We start from the raw sequence: 21,415 nt of genomic DNA on the forward strand, positions 1-21,415 counted from the left end.
GCCGTTTTGGCAATGAAAAAGCCCTTTTCCTTTGGGTGGGAAAAGGGCGATGGCGGAGGATACGAGATTCGAACTCGTGAGGCTGTTACACCAACACGCTTTCCAAGCGTGCGCCATAGACCACTAGGCGAATCCTCCATTGCTTTCTGAACCGTAGTTCAGGCAACCCGTTTAGAGTACCGCTCTTTTTGGTTCTTGCCAAGCGGTCCGGTTCTTCGGCGTGTCGCGTTTGTGCTCCGGTCGTTGGCGCTGCCCGGATGGCGGGCGGTGTGGAAGGGCAGCAGGGCGGCGGCGCGGCAGGGAGGAAGAGGTATCGATCAAAACGGCTGGTGACAATGTGCCCATCTTGTGCCCACAATGTGCCCACATTGTCACCAGCATGTTGAACGCATATATGGGCCGGCGCCCGTCAGGCATCCAGGCATCACGCACGCCCGATCGGCCCCGGTCAGTCCTGGTCGTCCTCGTGCAGGAACGGCACGGCGGCGATCAGCGCCACGCCGAACGCTAGGGTCCAGGTGTAGCGGGTCTGGTGGCCGGGCAGGAGGAACAGGGACAGGATCGTCAGGACCCAGGGGGCCAGATACACCAGGTTCCGCCAGCGCGAGCCAATCCGCTCGGTTTGTTCAGTTACCTCAATCCGCCCGGTTCGCCGCTCGGGCAGCACGCAGCAGCAGGCCGCCACGAACAGCGGCACCCACACCGCATACAGATTCTCGCGCAACAGCAGCGAGACGCCGGGCGCGTTCTCCGCGAACCCGTACACCGCGGAGCCGATCTTCTGCGGGGCGGACATATCGGCCCACGTCCAGGTGCTTTCGTATTCGGGCAGGATCATGTTGCTGCCCATTTCCTCCCAGCCCCAGCGCACGTACCAGCCCTCGTCGTACACCGGGCCCATCACGAACGGATCGCGCAGCCATGGGACCGCGGCGACGGCGGTGCGAGGGTTGAGCACGGCGAGCTTGGCCCAGACGACCAGGAATCGCAGCGCATCGCCGCCGGTCGCCTCGCGGTTGAAGCATCGGTCCTTGATCGCGTCCGCGCTGCCGATCTCCTTCTCGTCGTTGGGATCCCAGGTCAGATAATCGTCCAGCTGCTCGGGGGAGCAGGTGATGACGGCGTCGATCGCCGCACGATCGGACGGGTTGATCGTATCCCCGTGCGCCACCACGATCGCCGCGGTCTGCTGCAGCGGGATCGCGATCATCTCCTGCTTGCCGCCGGGCGCCACGTGCAGGGCCGGCAGGGCGATGGCGGAGATGATCATGCCGATCGCCACGGGCACCACGGCCAGCGCGAGGGAGGTGAGCCGCCGGCGGACCAGCACGATCGCCAGCACGATGAACGTGACCGCCACGATCTCCAGCGAGATCTTGCGCATCTGCGCGTTCAGCACGCTCAGCGCCACAATGCCCACGATGAGCCACGGCCCCAGTTTCGCGCCCGTCCGCACGCGGCGGATGTACTCCATGACCAGCACCATGAGCACCAGGAAGAACGGCATGACGGTGGAATCCTTGACCACCGACATCATGAGCCGGCCGTACGCGGGCACGAGCGCCATGAACGCCGTCGCGGCCGCGCAGAACCGCCAATCCATGCGCATCACGCCGCCCAGATAGTTGATGACCAGTCCCAGCGCGAGGGCGCACAACGTAGTCTGCAGGAACGCGAGCAGCCATAGGCCCCACGCCTCGGAGCCGATCGCGAGGCCGAGCCGATCGAATGCGCCGTAGATCAGCGAGTCGAGCCACGGGTGCTGGTCGCTCAGCGCGTAGCCGGGCAGGTATTCGTGCGTCGACGGGTCCCATGCGCGGCCGGTGCGCATCCACACCAGTTGCGCGACCGTGTCGGCCGCGATGTTGGCCGGCCAGAGCAGCACGGTCCACGGCAGCCAGCAGAGCCAGATGATCGCGCCGATGATCGCCGTGCGGCCGGCGGTCAAGGAGCCGAACAGGTTACGTAGCCGGGCGGCGATGGGATGCACGGGGGTGGGGGAGGGCTGTGGGGTGCTGGCGGATCGATCGGCCCGGATCACCGCATGCAGGGCGATCGCCGCCGCGGCCGTGATCAGCGCCGCAAAACCTACGTAGCGTGCGATGTAGTACAGCCAGTACCACACGGTCCTATACTCGGCGGCCACCGCCGGCGGCGTGCCGGTCGCGGCCAGCTGGCCTTCCAGATGCGAGACGTTGTGCGGCGGAATGGTGAGCGTGAGCGAGAGGATGAGCCCCAGCGCGATCGCCCAGCCGCGCGCGCGGAGGGCCGTTTGGGCTGCGTTGGAGACATCTTCGGATCGTTCGTCGCAGATCCGCGCCCGGCCCAGCATGGCGAATCCCGCATACTCCACCGCCAGCACGGCCAGAAAGACCAGCATGCCGGTCGTCGGCCCCGACGCATTCAGGTACGGCCAGATCCCGGCCTTCACATGCGCAAGATCGGTGAACGCGGTTTCATCGCCATACGCGGCGGTCAGCGCGAAGCAGGAGAATGGGGCAAGCGGCAGGGCGGCCGCCAGCGCGCGCCCGTGGATTCCCGGCCGCCGCGACTGCGCATTGATCGCCTTATCCATCTGAATCCTCACATGCCCGTAGCCAGTTACTTCCTCGCAGTGTACAAGCACGCAGAGTCCGACGGCGGCCATCTTCCGTCATTCTGAGCGGAGCGTGGCCTTCCCGTGTCGTCCTGAGCGGAGCGCAGCGTGGTCTCTCCGTCATCCTGAGCGGAGCGCAGCGGAGTCGAAGGATCCTTAACTTTCTGCACTAATCAAAACCGTGATTATGTGCGTAATGGCCAAGGATCCTTCGACTCCGCCCTATCGGGCTCCGCTCAGGATGACGGGGGCTATTCTGTCATCCTGAGCACTGAGCCGTTAAGCGGGCAGCCCGGTGGGCTGCCCGTAGGCGAAGGGAGCCGCCGCCAAGGCGGCGACGGTCCGGCGAAGCCGGACACCGAAGCCGGAGCCGAAGGATCCTTAACCTTCCTGCGCTAGGACTTTGATGCGAAATGACAAAGAACCCCCTCGCCGACTACTCGTTCTCCACCGGCGGCTGACGGGTGGCCATCTGCGGATCATACGTGCTGTAGGCCATGGTCTTCTTGTTGATGAGCGCGAAGTTGTCTTCGCCCTCCTTGTCTCGGATCGAGAAGTCGCAGGAGTTCTCCTGATTGGTGAACGCGACCATCACGTTGTGGGAGGGGTTGTCGTCCACCTTCTCGTGCATGGAGGCGACGATGCGGAAGTTGCCGTTATTGAACAGATCGGTGGGCACATGGAATCGCACCTTGTGATGCCCGCGCTCGCTCAGATCGTAGGCGTCGCCATAGGGCACGCCGCCGCGCGTGGTGTCGTGCACGGCCATGGCTACGTAGAACGGACGCTTGCCGGTGTAGTCGTATTCCACGGTGAAGTCGAAGCCCTGCTTGATCTTGCACACCGGCTCGTTGGTGGGGCGGACCTGCAGAGTGGGCACCAGATCGCTTAGGCCCAGCGGGTGCTCCGGCTTCTTCTCCTCGGCCTTCTTATCGTTCTTCCCGCCATCCTTGGAGCCCTTGGAATCCTTGCCGTTCTTGCCGTCGCCGCCCGACTTGTCCTTGCTGTCGTCCACGGTGTCCGGGTTGATGCCCTCGGCCTTCAGGTTCTCCAGCGTATAGCGATCGGCCACATCGTTCTTGTCGCCGGATGCGATGATCTCGCCGTCCTTGATGAGGATGGCGTTGGTGCAGTACTTCTTGACCGCGTCCATGGAGTGGGTCACCAGAATGACCGTCTTGGTGGGGTCGGACTTGATGCGCGTGAAGAAGTCGTCGCACTTGCGCTGGAACGCCTCGTCGCCCACGGCCAGCACCTCGTCGAGTACCAGAATGTCGCCCTGCGCCTTGATCGCCACCGAAAACGCCAGACGCACCTGCATGCCGGAAGAGTAGTTCTTGAGCTTCTGGTCCATGAAGTCCTCAAGCTCGGCGAAGCGCACGATGTCGTCGTACATCGCGTCGATCTCCTCGCGCGTGAAGCCCAGCAGGGCGCCGTTGAGGTAGACGTTCTGGCGGCCGGTGAGCTCCGGGTTGAAGCCCACGCCCAGCTCGATGAACGGCACGAGCTTGCCCTTGACGGTCACCTTGCCCTTCTCCGGCTTGTAGATCTGCGAGATGATCTTGAGCAGCGTGGACTTGCCGGATCCGTTGCGGCCCACGATGCCGAAGAAGTCGCCCTGCTTCACCTCGAAGTTGATGTCGCGCAGCACGCGCTGTTCGGTGTAGCCCTTGATGCCGCGCGTCCAGTTGATGAACGCCATCTTGAGACCGTTCGCCTGCTCGGTGGGCAGACGGAAGTACTTGGCCACATGCTCCACCTTCAGGACGACCGGTCGATCGTCGCGCTTGGCCGGCGCTGCGGCCTTTCCGGCGGTCTTGGCAGTGGTCGCTACGGCTTCGGGCATCGGGACACCTCCGTAAAGTTCGGTAACAGCGCCATACTACTCGCCCGTGCTGATGGGCGGGGGCAATGGGGTCCGCCGCTTAGGATGATTCGCCCCAAACTGGGCAGATCCGGTCGCTGCATTCGCAAACTGGGCAGATCTTGTCCGCTACGCGTCAAAATTGGCCTCCAGATGACCAGATCTGCCCAGTTTGCGGCGCGAGGGTCCGGATCTGCCCAGTTTGCGGGCCACGGGGCGTGGGGTTGGGGTGGCGCGCGTCACGGGGCGCGAAAGGTGCGTCACGGGGCGCGAAGGGTGCGTCACAGGGCGCGAATGACGTCACGTGGTGCGATCGCGCCCGGTGACGGGGTTTGGGAGGGCTTGCGGCAGTAGGGCTCCGGGATGGCGTCACGGGGAGCGGTCGCACCCGGTGACGCGCCTCGCGCCGGGTGACGGTGGGTTCGCGCCCGGTGACGGGGAAGGACGATTGGTTATATCCCGTTCTGGGCCGCCCCGGTCGTTCTGGGCAGTCCCCGGTCGTCCCCGCCATCCCGAGTCGCCCTCGTTGTCATCCTGAGCGGAGCCCGCCAGGGCGGAGTCGAAGGATCCTTAATACTGCGCGCACAGCCAACAGCAAGGACTTGGTGCGGAAGGTTAAGGATCCTTCGACTCCGCTACGGTGTCCGGCTGCGCCGGACCGTCGCCGCCTTGGCGGCGGCTCCCTTCGCCTACGGACAGCCCACCGGGCTGTCCGCTTCACGGCTCAGTGCTCAGGATGGGGCAGGCTACGCTCCGCTCAGGATGACGGAAAGGGGCTGCGCCTTGTCGCCACGTTGTCATCCTGAGCGTAGCGAAGGATCCTTGGCCGTATCACAGTAATGGACTTGCGCGTAATGACGAAGGATCCTTCGACTCCGGCTTCGCCTTCGCTCAGGATGACGCGGGAAGTTTCCGCTTGCTCAGGATGACGGGAGGTTTCCGCACGCTCAGGACGGCGCTCCGCCCAGGATCAGAACGTCGCCGCGCACGAATCCCACACATTATTGGAGAGATTGTTCCCGTTGGCTGAAAATCCGGCGTTTTTGGCGGGGTCATGGGATAAGTTCGGATGCTGGAAACGAATCTATCAAACGATGGATGGGGAAGAGATATGAAGCGTGGTCTTTGTGCGGTCGCGATGCTGGTCGCGACCTCGATGGCCCTGAGCCTGGGCGTCGCCGGCGCCAGCGCAGTGGGCGATGTGGTGGTGACGAGCTCGTCCACGGCGGACGCGCCCACCATCCAGATGAACTCGGACGATCTGGACGCGATCGCGGCGGCCAATGCGGCGGCGGGCAATGGCAAGGGCATCAGCGCCCAGCCGCAGACCCAGCAGCTGCCGGACACCGTGGCCGAGTCGATCCCCGAGGACGCCACGATCGTCGCCCCCGAGCTCGCGGTCACCACCAGCGGCGAGGTCAAGCATGTTCAGACCGGCGAGACCGTGACCGATCCGGCCATCGTGGGTACCATCGAAACTCCGCCGGACCCGCTGACCAAGACCGACGGCAAGTCGTACATCCCCGTGAAGATCGAGGATGCCAAGGCCGAGGGCAAGGCCCGCACGGTGCCGGACGCTGACGCCGCCAATGCCGCCGTCCAGTCCTCCGCAACCGCCGCCCCCATCGTCTCCGCGGCCACCTTCGTGGAGGGCCAGTCCACGGTCCGCTCCATCGCCGCCGGCAATGAGCAGGGCGCCTACTGGGGCACCTACAACGGCACCCCCGCATTCTTCCAGAAGAACGGCACCCCCTTCGTGCAGAACGCCAAGTGGGTCATCGACGTCTCCAAGTGGAACGGCACGATCGACTGGGACAAGGCCAAGGCGGCCGGCGTCCAGGGCGCGATCATCCGCATCGGCTTCGGCTCCGGCAACCCCATCGACGCCCAGGCCAAGCGCAACATCGCCGAATGCAAGCGCCTCGGCATCCCCTTCGGCATCTACCTCTATTCCTACGCCTACGACGCGGCCTTCGCGGCCGGCGAGGGCGACAGCACCGTGAACCTGATGCGCGAGGCCGGCGTCAACCCCGGCGATCTCTCCTACCCGGTCTACTACGACCTTGAGCAGTGGAGCTGGGCTGGCCACACCCCGCCCACCGACCCGGCCGTGTACGAGCAGATCGCGCGCGCCTGGAACGAGAAGCTGTGGGCGGCCGGCTACCGCAACACCGCCTTCTACTCCTACACGCAGTACCTGCGCGGCCCGCTCAACACCCCGTACATCCACGGCGGCGTGAACTGGGTGGCGCAGTACTCCGGATACATCACGTACACCGCTTGGCCGGCCGGTCAGCGCGGCTGGCAGTACACCTCCACCGGCTACATCGACGGCGTGGGCAGCAACGTGGACCTCAACGCGTTCGGCGATGTGCCGGTCGCCGGCGGCACCGAGGGTCCGCGCTTCGAGGTCAAGGGCGCGATGGGCGAGGAATGGCAGCGCATCGGCGGGTCAAGCAGCAAGATCGGCAACCCGGTGGCCGATGAGGTGTGCAACTGGGATCCCGCGCGGACCAATTGCTACCAGAACTTCCAGTACGGCGCGATCTCATGGACCCCGTCTACCGGCGCGCGCTACACGGTGGGCCAGCTGCGCACCGAATGGGCCAACCGCGGTTTTGAGAACGGCGTGATGGGCTTCCCCGTGGCCGATGAGGTCGATCTGGGCAACGGCTGGTGGCGCCAGGAGTTCCAGGCCGGCTACATCTTCGCCAAGGGTTCCACGAGCTATGTGATGCTGTTCCAGCTGCGCGAATCGTACGATCAGCACAAGGGCTACGCCTGGCTGGGTGCGCCCGTGGCGAACGAGGAGGACATGGGCAATGGCTGGTGGCGTCAGCGCTGTGAGCATGGCGATGTGTGGACCCGCGGGACGACGGTCAAGACCGTGATCCAGCTCGAATTGCGCGACTCCTACAACGAGCACGGCGGCGCCGGCTGGCTGGGCGCGCCGGTGTCCGACGAGGAGGACATGGGCAATGGCTGGTGGCGTCAGCGCTGTGAGCACGGCGATGTGTGGACCCGCTGGGGCGCCAAGCGCGTGGTGATGCTCGCGCTGCGCGACAACTACTACGCGCGCGGCGGTTTCGCCAAGCTCGGCGGCCCCACGTCGGACGAACGCTTCACCGGCACGGTCTGGCAGCAGGACTGCGAAAAGGGCACCCTCGAGGTGAAGTGACCTCGGCGCCATCCTTAATCGCGTGCGCAAAGTTAAGGATCCTTCGACTCCGCTGCGCTTCGCTCAGGATGACGTTCTATGCCGTCACCCTGAGCGAGGCGTAAGTTTCGCTCCGTCATCCTGAGCGGAGGCGTAGCTGGAGTCGAAGGATCCTTAATTTCTTGCACTGACTTTGTGTGCAGTATTAAGGATCCTTCGCTTCGCTCAGGATGACCGCGGGGATCGAGCTTCGACTCCGCTCAGGATGACGAGGCATCTTCGTATGGTGAAGAATCCGTTACGACGTCGAATCGGTATGACGGTGGTTCCGCGGGATGTATTACACTGGACGTGTTTGTTTTGAACGCTATTAGCAGAACTCAGATCCAAGTAAGGATTCCCAACACATGGCTAAGCAATCGATCGTGATCATCGGCGGCGGCCCTGCCGGTCTGACCGCGGCCTACGAACTGCTCAAGAACAACGGTTCCGAAAAGTACGACGTCACCGTCCTCGAGGCCTCCGGCGAATTCGGCGGCATCTCCCGCACCGTGAAGCACAACGGCAACCGCATGGACATCGGCGGCCACCGCTTCTTCTCCAAGGACGACCGCGTCATGGACTGGTGGAAGAACATCCTGCCGCTGCAGGGCGCCCCGTCCTACGACGACAAGAAGCTCAACCGCCCGCACGACATGGAGCCCGGCGGGCCGGACCCGGAGAAGACCGACGAGGTCATGCTCAAGCGCCACCGCGTCTCCCGCATCTACTGGCACGGCAAGTTCTTCGACTACCCGGTGAGCCTCAAGCCCGCCACCCTGAAGAACATGGGCTTCGTGACCACCATGAAGGTGGGCTTCTCCTACCTCGCGTCTCTGGTGCACAAGCTGCCCGAGGAGAACCTCGAGAACTTCTACATCAACCGTTTCGGCCGTCAGCTCTACTCCATGTTCTTCGAGGGCTACACCGAGAAGCTGTGGGGCCGTCATCCGTCCGTGATCTCCGCCGACTGGGGCTCCCAGCGCGTCAAGGGCATCTCGATCATGGCCGTCCTCAAGGACGCCTTCGGCAAGCTGTTCGGCAAGCAGAAGAAGGCCGGCGAGGGCGAGACCTCGCTGATCGAGGAGTTCTGGTACCCCAAGTACGGCCCGGGCCAGCTGTGGGAGACCGTCGCCAAGCATGACGTGGAGTTCGGCGCGAACATCATCAAGCACGCCAACGTGGTGAAGATCAACGAGACCGCGGACGGCCGCATCGCCTCCGTGGTGTACGTGGACGCCGAGGGCGCCGAGCACACCCTCGCGGCCGACGAGTTCATCTCCTCCATGCCCATCAAGGACCTCGTGGACGCCGTCGCCGCCGGCGATCAGGCCGCCGAGGTGGTTCCCAAGGACATGAAGCGCATCGCCGACGGCCTGCCGTACCGCGACTTCGTGACGGTCGGCTTCCTCGTCGACCACCTGAACCTCAAGAACGAGACCACCATCCCCACCCTCGGCCACCCGCCGATCGTGCCGGACTGCTGGATCTACGTGCAGGACACCTCCGTGAAGGTGGGCCGCATCCAGGTCTTCAACAACTGGAGCCCGTACCTGGTCGAGGATGTGGACAACAAGGTCTGGATCGGCCTTGAGTACTTCTGCGACGAGGGCGACGACTTCTGGAACCTGACCGACGAGCAGGCCATCGACTTCGCGGCCAAGGAGCTCGTCAAGATGGGCGTCATCAAGTCCGTCAGCGACATCCAGGACTCCCACCGCGAGCGCGTCAAGAAGGCCTACCCGGCCTACTTCGACACCTGGTACGAGATCGACGACCTCGTCAAGTGGCTCGACTCCTTCGGCAACCTGTACTGCGTGGGCCGCAACGGCCAGCACCGCTACAACAACATGGACCACTCCATGGCCTCCGCGTTCGAGGCGGTCAAGAACATCGAGTCCGGCCGTGCGGACAAGAAGAACATCTGGTCCGTCAACACGGACAAGGAGTACCACGAGGAGAAGTAGTAAGCCTCCTCTGGTGAGTTGATTCGAAAGGGGTGGTGACCGGTCTTGGACCGGTCACCACCCCTCTTTTGTGCGCGGCATACGAGAAATGGGTCGTTGTTGGCCGTCGCCTCGCTGGTATTCCGCTGGTATTCCGCGAAGTGGGGGCGGATTTTGGGGTTTGCAGAGTGATAAACATGAAAGTGGGGGCGTCCTTTGAGTGTCACTCTCCAAACCGGCCATTGCAATTCCGCGGTTTTCCCGAAGAAGATTCGGCGTTGAACGGCTCATACGGGCTTCGAGACGCCCCCACTTTCATGTTTGCCGCTCTGCAAAGGGCCAAATCCGCCCCCACTATGATGAATACCCCGCCTGAGAGCCGGTTGCGGCCGGTTGCGGCCGGTTGAAGCCGGTCGGAACCGGTCCGCGGCTGCTCGTCAGTTCGCTTTCCGTCCGCCACTCAGTTGTGCATATTCTCCGCGAATATTCAGGTTCCATATACGTTGGCGTTCCCCGCGTCCCTTATGATCGGCTACGTGTTTATTCCGGTGATTTTGGGTGTTTTTCTGTCGTTGTGCAATATCGCGGCTGCCGATGGGACGTTGCAGCAGCTGGGCACGGTGCATTTTTGGATTGAAACCGCGATTTTGTGCGCGGTACTGGTCGGCATGTTCCGCGTGGGGGAGCGGGTGCTGGGAAGTCGCGCGGGCGGCCGCGCATCCGGTGCCGCCGCCGGAACCGCCGCCGGTGCTGCCGCACTCGGAGGTGGGTTCGCCGCAACACCCGCGCCGGGAATCGCGCCCGCGCCCGTCGCCCAGCAGCCCGCGCTCGCTACCGTGCGGCAGGACACCAAGTCCTGGGGCCCCGCCGAGCCCCTCCGTCCCTTCCTGACCTTCTCTCACACCCTCACCGCCAGCGGCATCGCGGCGGACACCCTGCGCATCCTCCTGTGCTGGAGCCCCTACGTCGTCCTGCTCTACCCCGGCATCGTCGCATGGGACACCGGCGACCAGCTGGGCCAATACTTCGGCGTCCCCGCATTCAGCATGCCCGCCGGCCAGATCTGGGACCACCAGCCCTGGTTCGACACCTACCTCTGGGGCTTCTTCGCATCCGCTGGCCACAGCCTCACCGGTTCGTACTTCCTGGGCCTGTTCGTCTTCTGCCTGATCCAGCTCGTGCTCGGCGCGGTCGGCATCGCCTTCGCCCTCGCCTATGCGGCCCGGTGGTCGTACGACGCCGTGGACGCTCCGCGATCGCGCGCGCTGCACTGGGCCACGGTGTTCTTCGCCGTCTTCCCGCTGTTTCCGATCGGCTACATGACCATCCTCAAGGACTACACCCACATGGTGTTCTTCCTGCCGTGGTGTGTGATGTTCGCGGAACTCGTGCGCACGCGACTGGCCGCCCTCCGCTCCCCGCTGTTCTTCACGGGCTTCCTCGCGCTGGGCGTGCTGATGTCCCTCACCAAAAAAACAGGCATGTACGTGGCCGTCGCATGCCTGATCCTGCTGCTGTTCGTGCGCGTGGGAGAGCGCGTTCGCGAGCGGGCGGGCAATGCGCCGAGCGCCCGCGGCCTCTGTGGCCGCCGACTGGGCGCGCACGCATCCGGTGGCGCTGAGCCAATCCCCGTCGCCGCAACGCCTGCCCGCCCCATCATCGCCGTGATCTCCCGCACCCTCGTCGTGGCGCAGATCGTGCTTATCTGGCTCCTGTCGTCCTTCCTGCCGGCCGCCGTGCTGTTCGACCCGTTCCACGTGGTTCCCAGTCAGTCCACGTTCGCCATGGTCGTGCCGATGAACCAGGTGGCCCGCGTCGCCAAGGACTATCCCGACGACGTCTCCGAGCAGGACAAGGCGGCGATCGAATCGTTCATCGGCTACTCGTGGGCCGATCTGGGCAAGCTCTACAACGCCAACTCGTCCGACTCGATCACCGTCCTCGCCCCGCGGCTCGACCCCCAGCCCAGCACGTCCGACTTCCTCAAGGCGTGGGTGCATTTGGGACTCAAACATCCGGGCACCTACGTGTCGTCGTGGCTGTCGCAGATTTCCGGCTGGGGTGCATTCACCGCGAACGACTTCCAGACGCGCGACGCCGGAATCCTGCCGAATACGATCATCATCCGCCCGTACAGCGAGCTCAACGGCTCGACCGGCGGCACGCTGGTGACCACCGAGCCGCACAACACCAACGCGTCCAATGGAGCGGTCACGTTCGACAATGCGCGCAACGGGTTGGTGTTCAAGGTGTGGTCGTGGCTGTCCGGCGTGCCGGTGATGAACGCGCTGTGCTATCTGGCCACGTGGACGCTGATCGTGCCGGCTTTTGTGCTGTATGCGGCGTGGCGTCGCCGGCGAGAGGGCGATGCGCTGGTGGGGGAGGATGATGGGGGCCTTGGCCCGCAACATCCCGTGCGCGGCCTGTGGTACCGACTGGTGCTCGCGAGCCCGCTGGTGCTGAGCGCCGCCTCGCTGTTCATCTACGCGGTGTCCGGGCCCTATTACCCGCACTACATGTTCCACACGATCGTGCTCGGGCCGATCTTCCTGCTGCTGGCTTTCGCCCGGCGGTGAGGTAGCCCTTTCCGTCATCCTTCGCGGAGCGCATAGCCACCTTCCGTCATCCTGAGCGGAGGCGTAGCCGTAGTCGAAGGATCCTTGACTTCTTGTGCTGAGTCGCGGACGTCTGATTTGTGCGTAATGGCGAAGGATCCTTCGGCTTCGCCCTATCGGGCTTCGCTCAGGATGACAGGGTGTTGGCTTTCGCCCGGCGGTGAGGTAGCCCTTTCCGTCATCCTGAGCGGAGGCGTAGCCGTAGTCGAAGGATCCTTGACTTCTTGTGCTGAGTCGCGGACGTCTGATTTGTGCGGGAGATTAAGGATCCTTCGACTACGCGCTTCGCGCTTCGCTCAGGATGACGGAAGGTGGAATGCGCTCCGGGATGACGGGGAAAGGCCCTGACGGAACCGCCTACCGCCCGGAATGCCGCCGCAGGTACTCGAACGCGTTGCGCTGCACCACGAACTGCTTGCGGTCCTTCTTCGCCAGCACGTCGAGGATGATCCCCGCGACCACCAGCAGCAGTCCCACAACCACGAGCAGCAGTCCGCCCACCAGCGTGGGCAGCCTCGGCACGAATCCGGTCTCCCAGAACTCGATGCACACCGAGAGTGCGAACCCGAAGCCCACGAGCCCCACGATCAGCCCCAGAATGCCGAAGAACGGCAGCGGCTTGTACTCGCGGATGAGCCGGAAGATCGTCGACAGCACGCGCACGCCGTCGCCCACCGTGTCCAGCTTCGACGTGGACCCCTCCGGGCGGTCGCGGTACTGGACGGGCAGCTCGCACCATCTCACGTTCTTGTCCAGCGTGTGGATCGTCATCTCGGTCTCCACCTCGAATCCGGTGGACAGGATCGGGTACGTCTTGACGAAATTGAACGAGAACGCGCGGTATCCGGTCATGATGTCGTGCACCTTGGCACCGAACAGCCCGTTGATCGAATCGCGCACCAGCCGGTTGCCGAAGTTGTGGAACGGCCGCTTGTTCTCCTCGAAGTACGTGGAGCTCAGCCGGTCGCCGATCACCATGTCGTACCCCTCGACCACCTTGGCCACGAGCGCGGGCGCCGCATCGGCCGGGTACGTGTCGTCTCCGTCGGCCATCACGTATACGTCGGCGTCGATCTGAGCGAACATCGCCTGGATCACGTTGCCCTTGCCCTGCCTGGGTTCGCGCCGCACCACGGCCCCGGCATCGCGCGCGATCTGCGCCGTGCGATCAGTGGAATTGTTGTCGTACACGTACACGATCGCATCCGGCAGCGCCTCGCGGAAGTCGCGCACGACCTTGCCGATCGTGACCTCTTCGTTGTAGCAGGGCAGCAGCACCGCGACCGTGGGGCGCGCCGACTGCGCAGTCGATTGGGTCTCTTCACTCATGCGTTCCACTATAGCCTTTCACTGCGGGGCGATCCGCCGAACCGGTCATCGGCCCGCTTGCCGCCGGTCTCGGTTCCCGAACGCCCGGAATCCCCGCACATCAGTCCCACCAGCACCGGTAGCGCGGCGGCCAGCGCGTACGAATAGCGGAACAGGATCGTGGGCGCGAGCAGCAGCGTGCCCCAATACAGCGTCATCAGCGCCAGCGGCAGCAGCATCACGTACCGCCTGCGCCGCACCATCACGGCGGCTGCGATCAGGATCAGCCAGATGTATGCGCCCGGATTGCACAGCAGCACCGCGCCCGGCACGGTCTGCCAGTCACCGCGCGCGAATCCGCTCAACTGCTCAGACACCCACTGCGACTTGGGCTGCATCGGCACGAAGATCCACGAATCGCCGTCCGCGTCGTCCTTGTGCGCGTTGTAGGCGTCCTCGTTGCCCGGAAAACCGTACTCCAGGTAGGGGTGATACCCATCCGGCACCGGGTAGCCCATGTCCGGGTACCAGTTGCCGGCGTTGAGCAGCAGGAACGCGTCCAGATACGTGCCCGGCGCGGCCTTGCCCACACGCGCCCAGAGCCGGTAGAACGCGCCCTTGTCCTCGGCGTACTTCGCGTTGTTGAACGGGAAGACCACGTGGTCGGAGATGCGCGCCTGATACGTCTCGACGGTGGGCATGTACTCCTTGATCTGCCTCATGTCCTCCGCGCCGATCTCGTCCGCGTTCAGCAGGGCCGCGCGCGCCAGCTGCTGGGCCGGCACGGAGAGCATCGCCGCCGCTCCCTCCTTCTGCACGCTGAGCACGCGATACACCGGCCCGGTGAACAGGCCCCACGCCACCACGATCGCCAGCAACGTAGCCAGGAATCCCTTCCACTGGGAGCGCAGCAGGATCGCCGCGAACACGAGCAGCACCACGATCGCGTACAGCGCATTGTTGCGCAGCAGGCAGCCCGCGAACAGCACGCACCCGTAACCCACCCATGTGGCGACGGGGATGCGGGCATGGCGATCGGCCTGGATCCGCCGCGCGATCGCATACGTCTGGAACACGCCAAGCGCGAAGAACGCGGCGAACAGGGAGTCCTTGGTCGCGCTGAACGCGAGGATCATGTGGTACGGCACAAACGCGAAGAACGCCGCGGAAATGAGCGAAGCCACCGGCCCGGAGAGCCTGTTGAGCCGCGCGCTGATGTAGGCGTAGATCAGTGACATGGCCAGCATCTGCAGCACGCAATACACCGCGAGCCCGGCCGCCGCCGACCCGAGCAGGCGCTCGCCGATGGTCGCCACGCACCAGCCGAGCAGGTACGTGTGCACGATCGGATGATGGTTGTTCACATTGCCGCCGCCGAGGTAGTACATGCGGACCTGGTAGATCGCGTCGTAGCCGTAGATGCCGGGGAATGCGCCCAGGAAGCCGATGAGCCAGACCGCGAGGATGACGATCCACAGGGCGATGAGGAGTTTGCCGGTGCCGATTGTGCGGTATGCGGCGAGCCGGCGGGCGGTGGTCGTTCTGGCGGCGGCGGTCTGATTGGTAATAGCCTGTTTGGTGGTGACCTGATTGGCGGCGGTTGCGGCTGTGCCCGCTTCCGCGCTCGCGATCCGGCTTGCCGCCCCGGTCAGCCAGTCGATCGCCACCGCGACGATCGCCCACAGTCCCGGAATCGCAAGGATCATGCCCATCCATGTGCCGGCCGATGTCCATCCGCCCATGTCCGTGAGGTACAGATTGCGGCCGATCATCAGGCACCCGGAGAGCAATGCGGCGATCGGTCCCGCGAACCAATGCGTCCTGCGGTCGATCGTGCCGGCGAGACTGCCGCGCACTACGCGGATCATGCAGTACAGGACCACGGCGAAGATCAGCAGCCCGGTCAGTCCGCCGGCCACACCGCCGAGCGGGCCTCCGCCCACCGTGCCGATGCCCCCGATCTTCCCGGCTGTCTCGGCGGCTATTCTGGCGGCTTCCTTGGCGGCCGCCACCGCATTCGCCGCGCCCTGGGTGCCCGTCGGTTCGCCGACCCGGATCATGCTCGCCATTGCCGTGGAGGACACCGACGCTGCTGCGAAACATAGGGCATAGGCCAATGGGGACAACGGTTTGGCGGTGGATCGGCCTTGATGCATGGAACTTCTCAAATCTCTCTTCGGCGTTGGGCTACGTTGCCAGCTTACCCCAGCGGCCAATCGATGAGGCCCGGCCCGGGTGGCAGCGTAGTGGCCGCGTAGCGCGGTGGTAGTCGGGCGCGCATTAATTCATCCAGTGAACTGGATGAATTTGCGATTTGCAGGCATTTCATCCAGTTCACTGGATGTTTTCTGCACCATTTACTGCATCATCGTCCTTTTTCTGCATCATTTTTGTATAATATGATGCAGAAAACCGATTGATGAGGCAGAAACAGGGAGAAACAGGGAGCTTTGCCATGAAGGAGTTCGACTACGTCACCGCCGGTTCCGTCCTGCTGACCCCGCGCACGGTCGGACTACTCACCGCCATTGGGGAGGCGAAGGGACGACTGTCGGTCCAAGCGGAGGTTCGGCCCGATGCGCTGCGCACGCTGGTCGAGGTGGCGCGCATCCAGAGCACGAGCGCATCCAACCGCATCGAGGGCATTGCCACCAGCGACAAGCGGCTCAACGCGCTGGTGGCGGAGAAGGTTGCGCCGCGCAATCGGGATGAGGAGGGGATCGCCGGCTATCGCGATGTACTGACCGCCATCCACGACAATCACGACTACATTCCATTGACTTCGAACGTGATCCTGCAGCTGCATCGCGACCTGTTCCGTCACACGCCGCTGGCGTTCGGCGGGCGCTTCAAGGACGGCGACAACGTGATCGTGGAGCGTGACGCGCAGGGAAACAAGCGCGTCCGGTTTGCCCCGCCCTCGGCCCTCATCACGCCGGAACTGGTCGACAGGGCCTGCAAAGCCTGCAATGAAGCCATTCGTGGTGGTGCGATCAACCCGTTGTTGGCCACGTTCATGTTCATTTTCGACTTCACATGCATCCATCCGTTCAACGACGGCAACGGGCGCATGAGCCGGTTGCTGACGCTGCTGCTTCTGTACCGCAACGGGTACGATGTGGGCAAGTACATCAGCATCGAGCATCTGATCGAGCAAAGCAAGGAGTCCTACTATGAGGCGCTGGCCGCCAGCACGCGGGGTTGGCTGGACAACGCCAATGATTATGGGCCGTTCGTCGACTACATGCTGGGCATTGTGCTGGCGGCCTACAGGGAGCTCGATGATCGATTCGCCGGATTGATGGGTGGGCCGGTGCGGGTGCTTGGACGGCTCACCAAAGAGCAGCGCATCGCGGCCCTGCTGGAGCGCACACTGCGGCCCGTGTCCAAGGCCGATGTCCTGAACGAGCAGCCCGACGTTAGCGTCTCGACGGTCGAGCGCACGCTGAAAGGCCTGCTGGATGACGGAAAGATCGAAAAACTGGGTGCGGGTCGTGGTACTCGGTATGTCTGGAAGCGGTGAAGTATCCGCTGCAGAGGGGGAAGACCATGCTGTCCATCTGAAACGTCACCGGTGCGCGTCACATGGTGCGGACTGACCGTCACGGGGCGCGGCTGACCGTCACGGGGTGCGACTCATCCTGAGCGGAGTGCGACGGCCGTCCCTCGTCATCCTGAGCGCAGCGAAGGATCCTTGGCATTACGCACACAGTCGCGGTTCTGGTTAGTGCGGAAAATTAAGGATCCTTCGACTTCGCGCTTCGCGCTGCGCTCAGGATGACAAAGAGAAGGCTTCGCTCCGCTCAGGATGACAAAGCAGCAATCCCGTCATCCTGAGTGCAGCGCGATGGCCGACTGCTCTGTCATCCTGAGCGGAGCGCGCAGCGCGGAGTCGAAGGATCCTTAACTCTTTGCACTGTTCGGAACCGCGGCTTTATGCGCAGTGGCCAAGGATCCTTCGCTGCGCTCAGGATGACGGGGGACGTCTGCGCTTCGCTCCCGGTGACAGGGCCCGTCAGACCGCGCCCCTCCCCGGCCCTTACTTCCGTCCCCGCAGCGCGCGGCCCACGGCCTTCATGGCCTCGCGGCGGCGCGAACCGAGCGGCGCGATCGGGTCGATCACCTTGCGCAGCGGGTTGTTGTCGCCCATTGCGGGCTGATGCTTCGGCTTGGCCACGGCAGCGGCCACCTCGGCGGCCATGCGTCGCGCCTCCTCGACGGCCCGCGCGGCGGCGGCATCGGCGGCGGCCTGCGCCACCCGCTGCTGCAGCATCTCGTAGAACGGCGTCTCGCGCGCATAGCTCCAGTACACGTCCGCGAAGTCGCATCCCGGGTTGGTCCACGGCTTCTCGAAGCCCGCGTAGTGGATGATCTGCGGGTTCTGGCGCGAGGCCAGGTAGGCGTCGAACGCATCGTTCGGCGCGAAGGAGAACACGTTGCCCACGCGCCCGCCGCAGTCGTGCATCACGTTCCAGTTCCACGGCAGGTACTTCACGCGGCCCTCGCAGTGCACGTTGAGCACGTCCTGGTCGTTGTAGATGTAGCTCGGCTCGGAGGCGTACTCCAGCCACTGCGCGATGGTGTACGCGCGGCGCATCGCGGCGGTGTTGAGCACCAGCACGCCGGCCTGGAAGTATCCGTAGGGGTTCTTCATGCCCAGCGTCTCGCGCGTGTACTTCATGCGGATGCCGTCGTTGATGTTGAGGTTGCCCAGGTAGTCCACATCGTGCACGGCCGCGAGCAGATTGCTGCCCAGCTCGGTGGCGTACAGTTTCGCGATGTCGCCCAGGATCACGATGTCCGAATCGAGGTACAGCACCTTCCCGTAGAACGGCAGCGCCTTCTGGATCAGGAAGCGGTAGTAGGTCTCGATGCTGATGTGCGCGTTGCTGGTGGTCAGGTCGTACCCGGCGATGTCCCGCTTCACGTCCGCAAACCGCAGGTTCATGTTGCCGAACCGCTCGGCGAAGAACCTGCGCATGACCTCCTGACGGTCGCCCGCGATGTCCTTCTCCATCACGGTCACGTCGTAGAAGTGGTCGGGCGATGAGTTCTTCATGGCCGAGTAGATCGTGGTGGTGAGCTGGCCCACGTAGTTGTTGTCCGCCGCGAACACCACGGGCACGATCGGCCGGCCCTTCACCACGGCCGGGTCGAGCGGCCGCTGGGCGACGGCCGGCTCCGGATCGGTGAAGTGGACGCACTGCGTCTCCTTGGTCTTCAGCTCCGGGTTGGTGCGCTTGAGGTGCATGAACCAGATGTTGAACAGCCGCTCGGACAGGTGGCCCGGCGTGCGCAGCGCCTCCTTGCTGTACGTGGACATGTCCGTGGTGCGCTCGAACTCCTCGAGGATCGGGAACATCCACTCGCAGTAGGCGAAGAAGTACTTCTTGCGCATGATGTACATGTTGCAGAAGCAGGAGAAGTTGCCGTCCAGGAAGGCGTCGGCATCCTCCTTGTAGTCGGGATGGCGGGCGCACACGATGTCGTACACGTGCCGCAGGTCCTTGAGGTGCAGCTTGGGCGCGGCCTGGTACAGCTTCTTGGGCGTGCCGTGCTTGTCGATCACCTCGCGCAGGTCCTTGATGCCCGTGGTGATGATGTCCCATCCCTCGATCGCCTTGGTCATGGTCGCGTCGTCCAGGCCGTACTCCTTGGCGGCCGCGTCGTCGATGTAGTCGTCCATGATCTCGCCGTACGGATTCTCCTCGTGCTCGATGGGGGAGAAGTCGAAGTAGCGGCGGTAGTGGCAGAATCCGTAGTATTCCGCGTCGATGTTCTTCCACGCCCAGTACTGGGTGGTCAGCTCGCAGTACATGGGGTTCTTCGCGGAGATGTTCTCGCCGTCGTCGTCGTGGAAGGCCGTGCGGAATCGCGTGTTCGGGTCCTTGAGCCCGTCGCCCACCTGCACGGGCTGCAGGATGGTGCTCTTGGGCATGTCCACGGGCTTGTGCGTGGTGACGAAGATGCGGATGGGCTGGGCGTTCCAGATGGCCAGGGTCTCGTCGGACAGCCGATTCCTGAGCTCGTTGACGTAGTAGACGGCGTCCTTGCGCGTCTCCTGCATACGTTCGAGGTTGGATTCGGAGTCGGCGGCGATGTTGAGATCGTCCGCGATACGTTGCCAATCGAACAGGGGGTCCTGTTCGGAAACGATCGACTCCTTATTAATAATGTATGGATACGCACGATCGCGCACGAAGCGGTAGATCTCGCGCGCGGTAACGGCCGGGCCGAGCGCTGCGGCCATGCGATCGGCCGCCTCCCGCTTGCCGTCCTCCGGCACGCGATTGAGCCAGTCGTTGCTCAGCAGTTCCAAGGCCTTGTGCTTCATGCCGATCAGACAGTCGGTGAGATCGGCCGGCCGCCCGGTGGCCTCGGCGTCGTTGGCCGATTCCTTGTTTGATTCCTTGTCCGATTCCGCGGACTGGGCATATTCGGCCACGAACGATTCCGTCGCGTCCAGGCACGCCTTGAACTGCTCACAGAACTGGCCATACCGCTCGGCCGTGATCGGAGTCGCGCCCGTCACGCCGGTGCCGTAGTGATACAGCAGCCCCTTGCAATCCTTCGCAGCCGCGGCCGACTCGGCGAACGCGCTCAACACGAACGTCTCATACCCGTCCTCCGCGCGCTCCAGACGCCGGTCCGTCATCGCCGCGAACGCCTTCCTGACCAGCGCGGTGCGGTACAGGCGCTGCGTGGTGCGCCAGTCGACCTTCTGGCCCTCGGCCTCGCTGTAGATCGCGCGCAGGGTGGCGAGCCCGGTGGTGGCCGGCTCGTCCGGGTTGTTGATGTACGATTCGAAGTCCCCGCGCTCGCTGTCCGGCAGCCCGTTCTCGCCGATCACCGTGATGCCGAAGTGCAGGATGTCCACGGGGTTTTCGCTCACGCGCCTGTACAGGTTTTCGCACATGTCCGGCGCGAGCTCGTCGTCGCCGTCCAGGAACAGCGTCCACTCGCCCGTCGCGGCCTCGACGCCGGACCTGCGGGCCAGATGCAGCCCCTGGTTGGTCTTGTGCGTGATCACCGTGATGCGATCGTCCTTGGCGGCCGCCGCGGCGATGATCGCCGGGGTGCCGTCCGTGCTGGCGTCGTCCACGACGATGATCTGGATGTCCTTGAGCGTCTGCCGCGCGACGCTGTCCAGACAGGCGGGCAGGTATCGCTCCACGTTGTAGGCCGGAATGACAATGGAAATGGCAGACATGAATCCTCACTTGGCAGTCGCTGCGAACATGATTAACCAACTGCCCAGTCTACTCGCCGCCCGCGCCCCCGCGAACCCGTTCGATGGCTGGCCGGGGCGCAGTGGCCCTTTCGTCCTCCTGCGCGTAGCGCAGTGGCCCTTTCGTCATCCTGAGCGCTGAGTCGTTAAGCGGACAGCCCCCTCCGTCATCCTGAGCGTAGCGCGTAGCGCGGTTCCCTTTCGTCATCCTGAGCGTAGCGCGTAGCGCGCAGTCGAAGGATCCTTAACTCCTCGCACCAGCTGGACCCACGGCCCAGTGCGCACTGTCCAAGGATCCTTCGCTTCGCTCAGGATGACGAAGTGGTCGGTTTCATCCTGAGCGCGCCGCAGTGGCCTCCCCTCGTCATCCTGAGCGGAGCGCGTAGCGCGAAGTCGAAGGATCCTTAACTCCCCGCACCGACTGGGCCCGCAACTCAGTGCGCATTGTCCAAGGATCCTTCGCTTCGCTCAGGATGACAACAACCGACTTTCGTCCTCCTGAGCGAGCACTAGCCTTTCCATCCTGAGCTCCGTAGTGGTCTCTTCCGTCATCCTGAGCACTGAGCCGTTAAGCGGACGGCCCCCTCCGTCATCCTGAGCGGAGCGTAGCGGAGTCGAAGGATCCTTAACTCCCCGCACCGACTGGACCCGCGGCCCAGTGC

At 64.1% G+C, this 21,415-nt stretch carries 9 protein-coding genes and 1 tRNA gene; 4 read left to right on the forward strand and 6 right to left on the reverse strand.

Annotated elements, in window-relative coordinates:
• Positions 1-50: 50 nt before the first annotated feature.
• The 3 genes from EMO90_RS05090 to EMO90_RS05100 form a co-directional block, all read right to left on the reverse strand.
• Positions 51-138, reverse strand: a tRNA-Ser gene (locus EMO90_RS05090).
• Positions 139-448: 310 nt separating this feature from the next.
• Complete coding sequence (locus tag EMO90_RS05095) at positions 449-2,575, reverse strand: DUF6020 family protein (protein WP_150353766.1); 2,127 nt, start codon at positions 2,573-2,575, stop codon at positions 449-451.
• A 457-nt stretch (positions 2,576-3,032) separates the two neighbouring features.
• Positions 3,033-4,442: an ABC transporter ATP-binding protein gene (locus tag EMO90_RS05100; protein ID WP_150353765.1), complete on the reverse strand. Its 1,410-nt coding sequence runs from the start codon at positions 4,440-4,442 to the stop codon at positions 3,033-3,035.
• A gap of 1,129 nt (positions 4,443-5,571) precedes the next feature.
• Here EMO90_RS05100 and EMO90_RS05105 point away from each other — a divergent pair.
• From EMO90_RS05105 to EMO90_RS05115, 3 genes are all read left to right on the forward strand, one after another.
• Positions 5,572-7,638, forward strand: a complete 2,067-nt coding sequence (locus EMO90_RS05105) for a GH25 family lysozyme (protein WP_150353764.1) — start codon at positions 5,572-5,574, stop codon at positions 7,636-7,638.
• A gap of 386 nt (positions 7,639-8,024) precedes the next feature.
• A complete protein-coding gene (locus EMO90_RS05110) occupies positions 8,025-9,623 on the forward strand; it encodes an NAD(P)/FAD-dependent oxidoreductase (protein WP_150353763.1) in 1,599 nt (532 codons plus the stop codon).
• Between the two features lie 626 nt (positions 9,624-10,249).
• Positions 10,250-12,178, forward strand: coding sequence for a DUF6020 family protein (locus EMO90_RS05115; protein WP_150394987.1), 1,929 nt, complete (start codon positions 10,250-10,252; stop codon positions 12,176-12,178).
• A 396-nt stretch (positions 12,179-12,574) separates the two neighbouring features.
• Here the strand turns inward: EMO90_RS05115 and EMO90_RS05120 are convergent, their stop codons facing one another.
• Both EMO90_RS05120 and EMO90_RS05125 read right to left on the reverse strand, forming a co-directional pair.
• Positions 12,575-13,546 carry a glycosyltransferase family 2 protein gene (locus EMO90_RS05120; RefSeq protein ID WP_150354963.1) on the reverse strand — a complete coding sequence of 324 codons (972 nt, stop codon included), beginning with the start codon at positions 13,544-13,546 and terminating at the stop codon, positions 12,575-12,577.
• 8 nt (positions 13,547-13,554) lie between these two features.
• Positions 13,555-15,594, reverse strand: a complete 2,040-nt coding sequence (locus EMO90_RS05125; protein WP_150354962.1) for a DUF6020 family protein — start codon at positions 15,592-15,594, stop codon at positions 13,555-13,557.
• A 386-nt stretch (positions 15,595-15,980) separates the two neighbouring features.
• On the opposite strand from EMO90_RS05125, the gene EMO90_RS05130 reads away from it, so the two are divergent.
• Complete coding sequence (locus tag EMO90_RS05130) at positions 15,981-17,048, forward strand: Fic family protein (RefSeq protein WP_150354961.1); 1,068 nt, start codon at positions 15,981-15,983, stop codon at positions 17,046-17,048.
• A gap of 516 nt (positions 17,049-17,564) precedes the next feature.
• Here EMO90_RS05130 and EMO90_RS05135 read toward each other — a convergent pair.
• Entirely contained in the window at positions 17,565-20,735 is a 3,171-nt protein-coding gene (locus EMO90_RS05135) for a DUF4422 domain-containing protein (RefSeq protein WP_150354960.1), read from the reverse strand.
• Positions 20,736-21,415: the final 680 nt, after the last annotated feature.

Origin of the sequence: Bifidobacterium vespertilionis, from assembly GCF_008698145.1 — a bacterium.
GTDB classification, from domain to species: domain Bacteria; phylum Actinomycetota; class Actinomycetes; order Actinomycetales; family Bifidobacteriaceae; genus Bifidobacterium; species Bifidobacterium vespertilionis.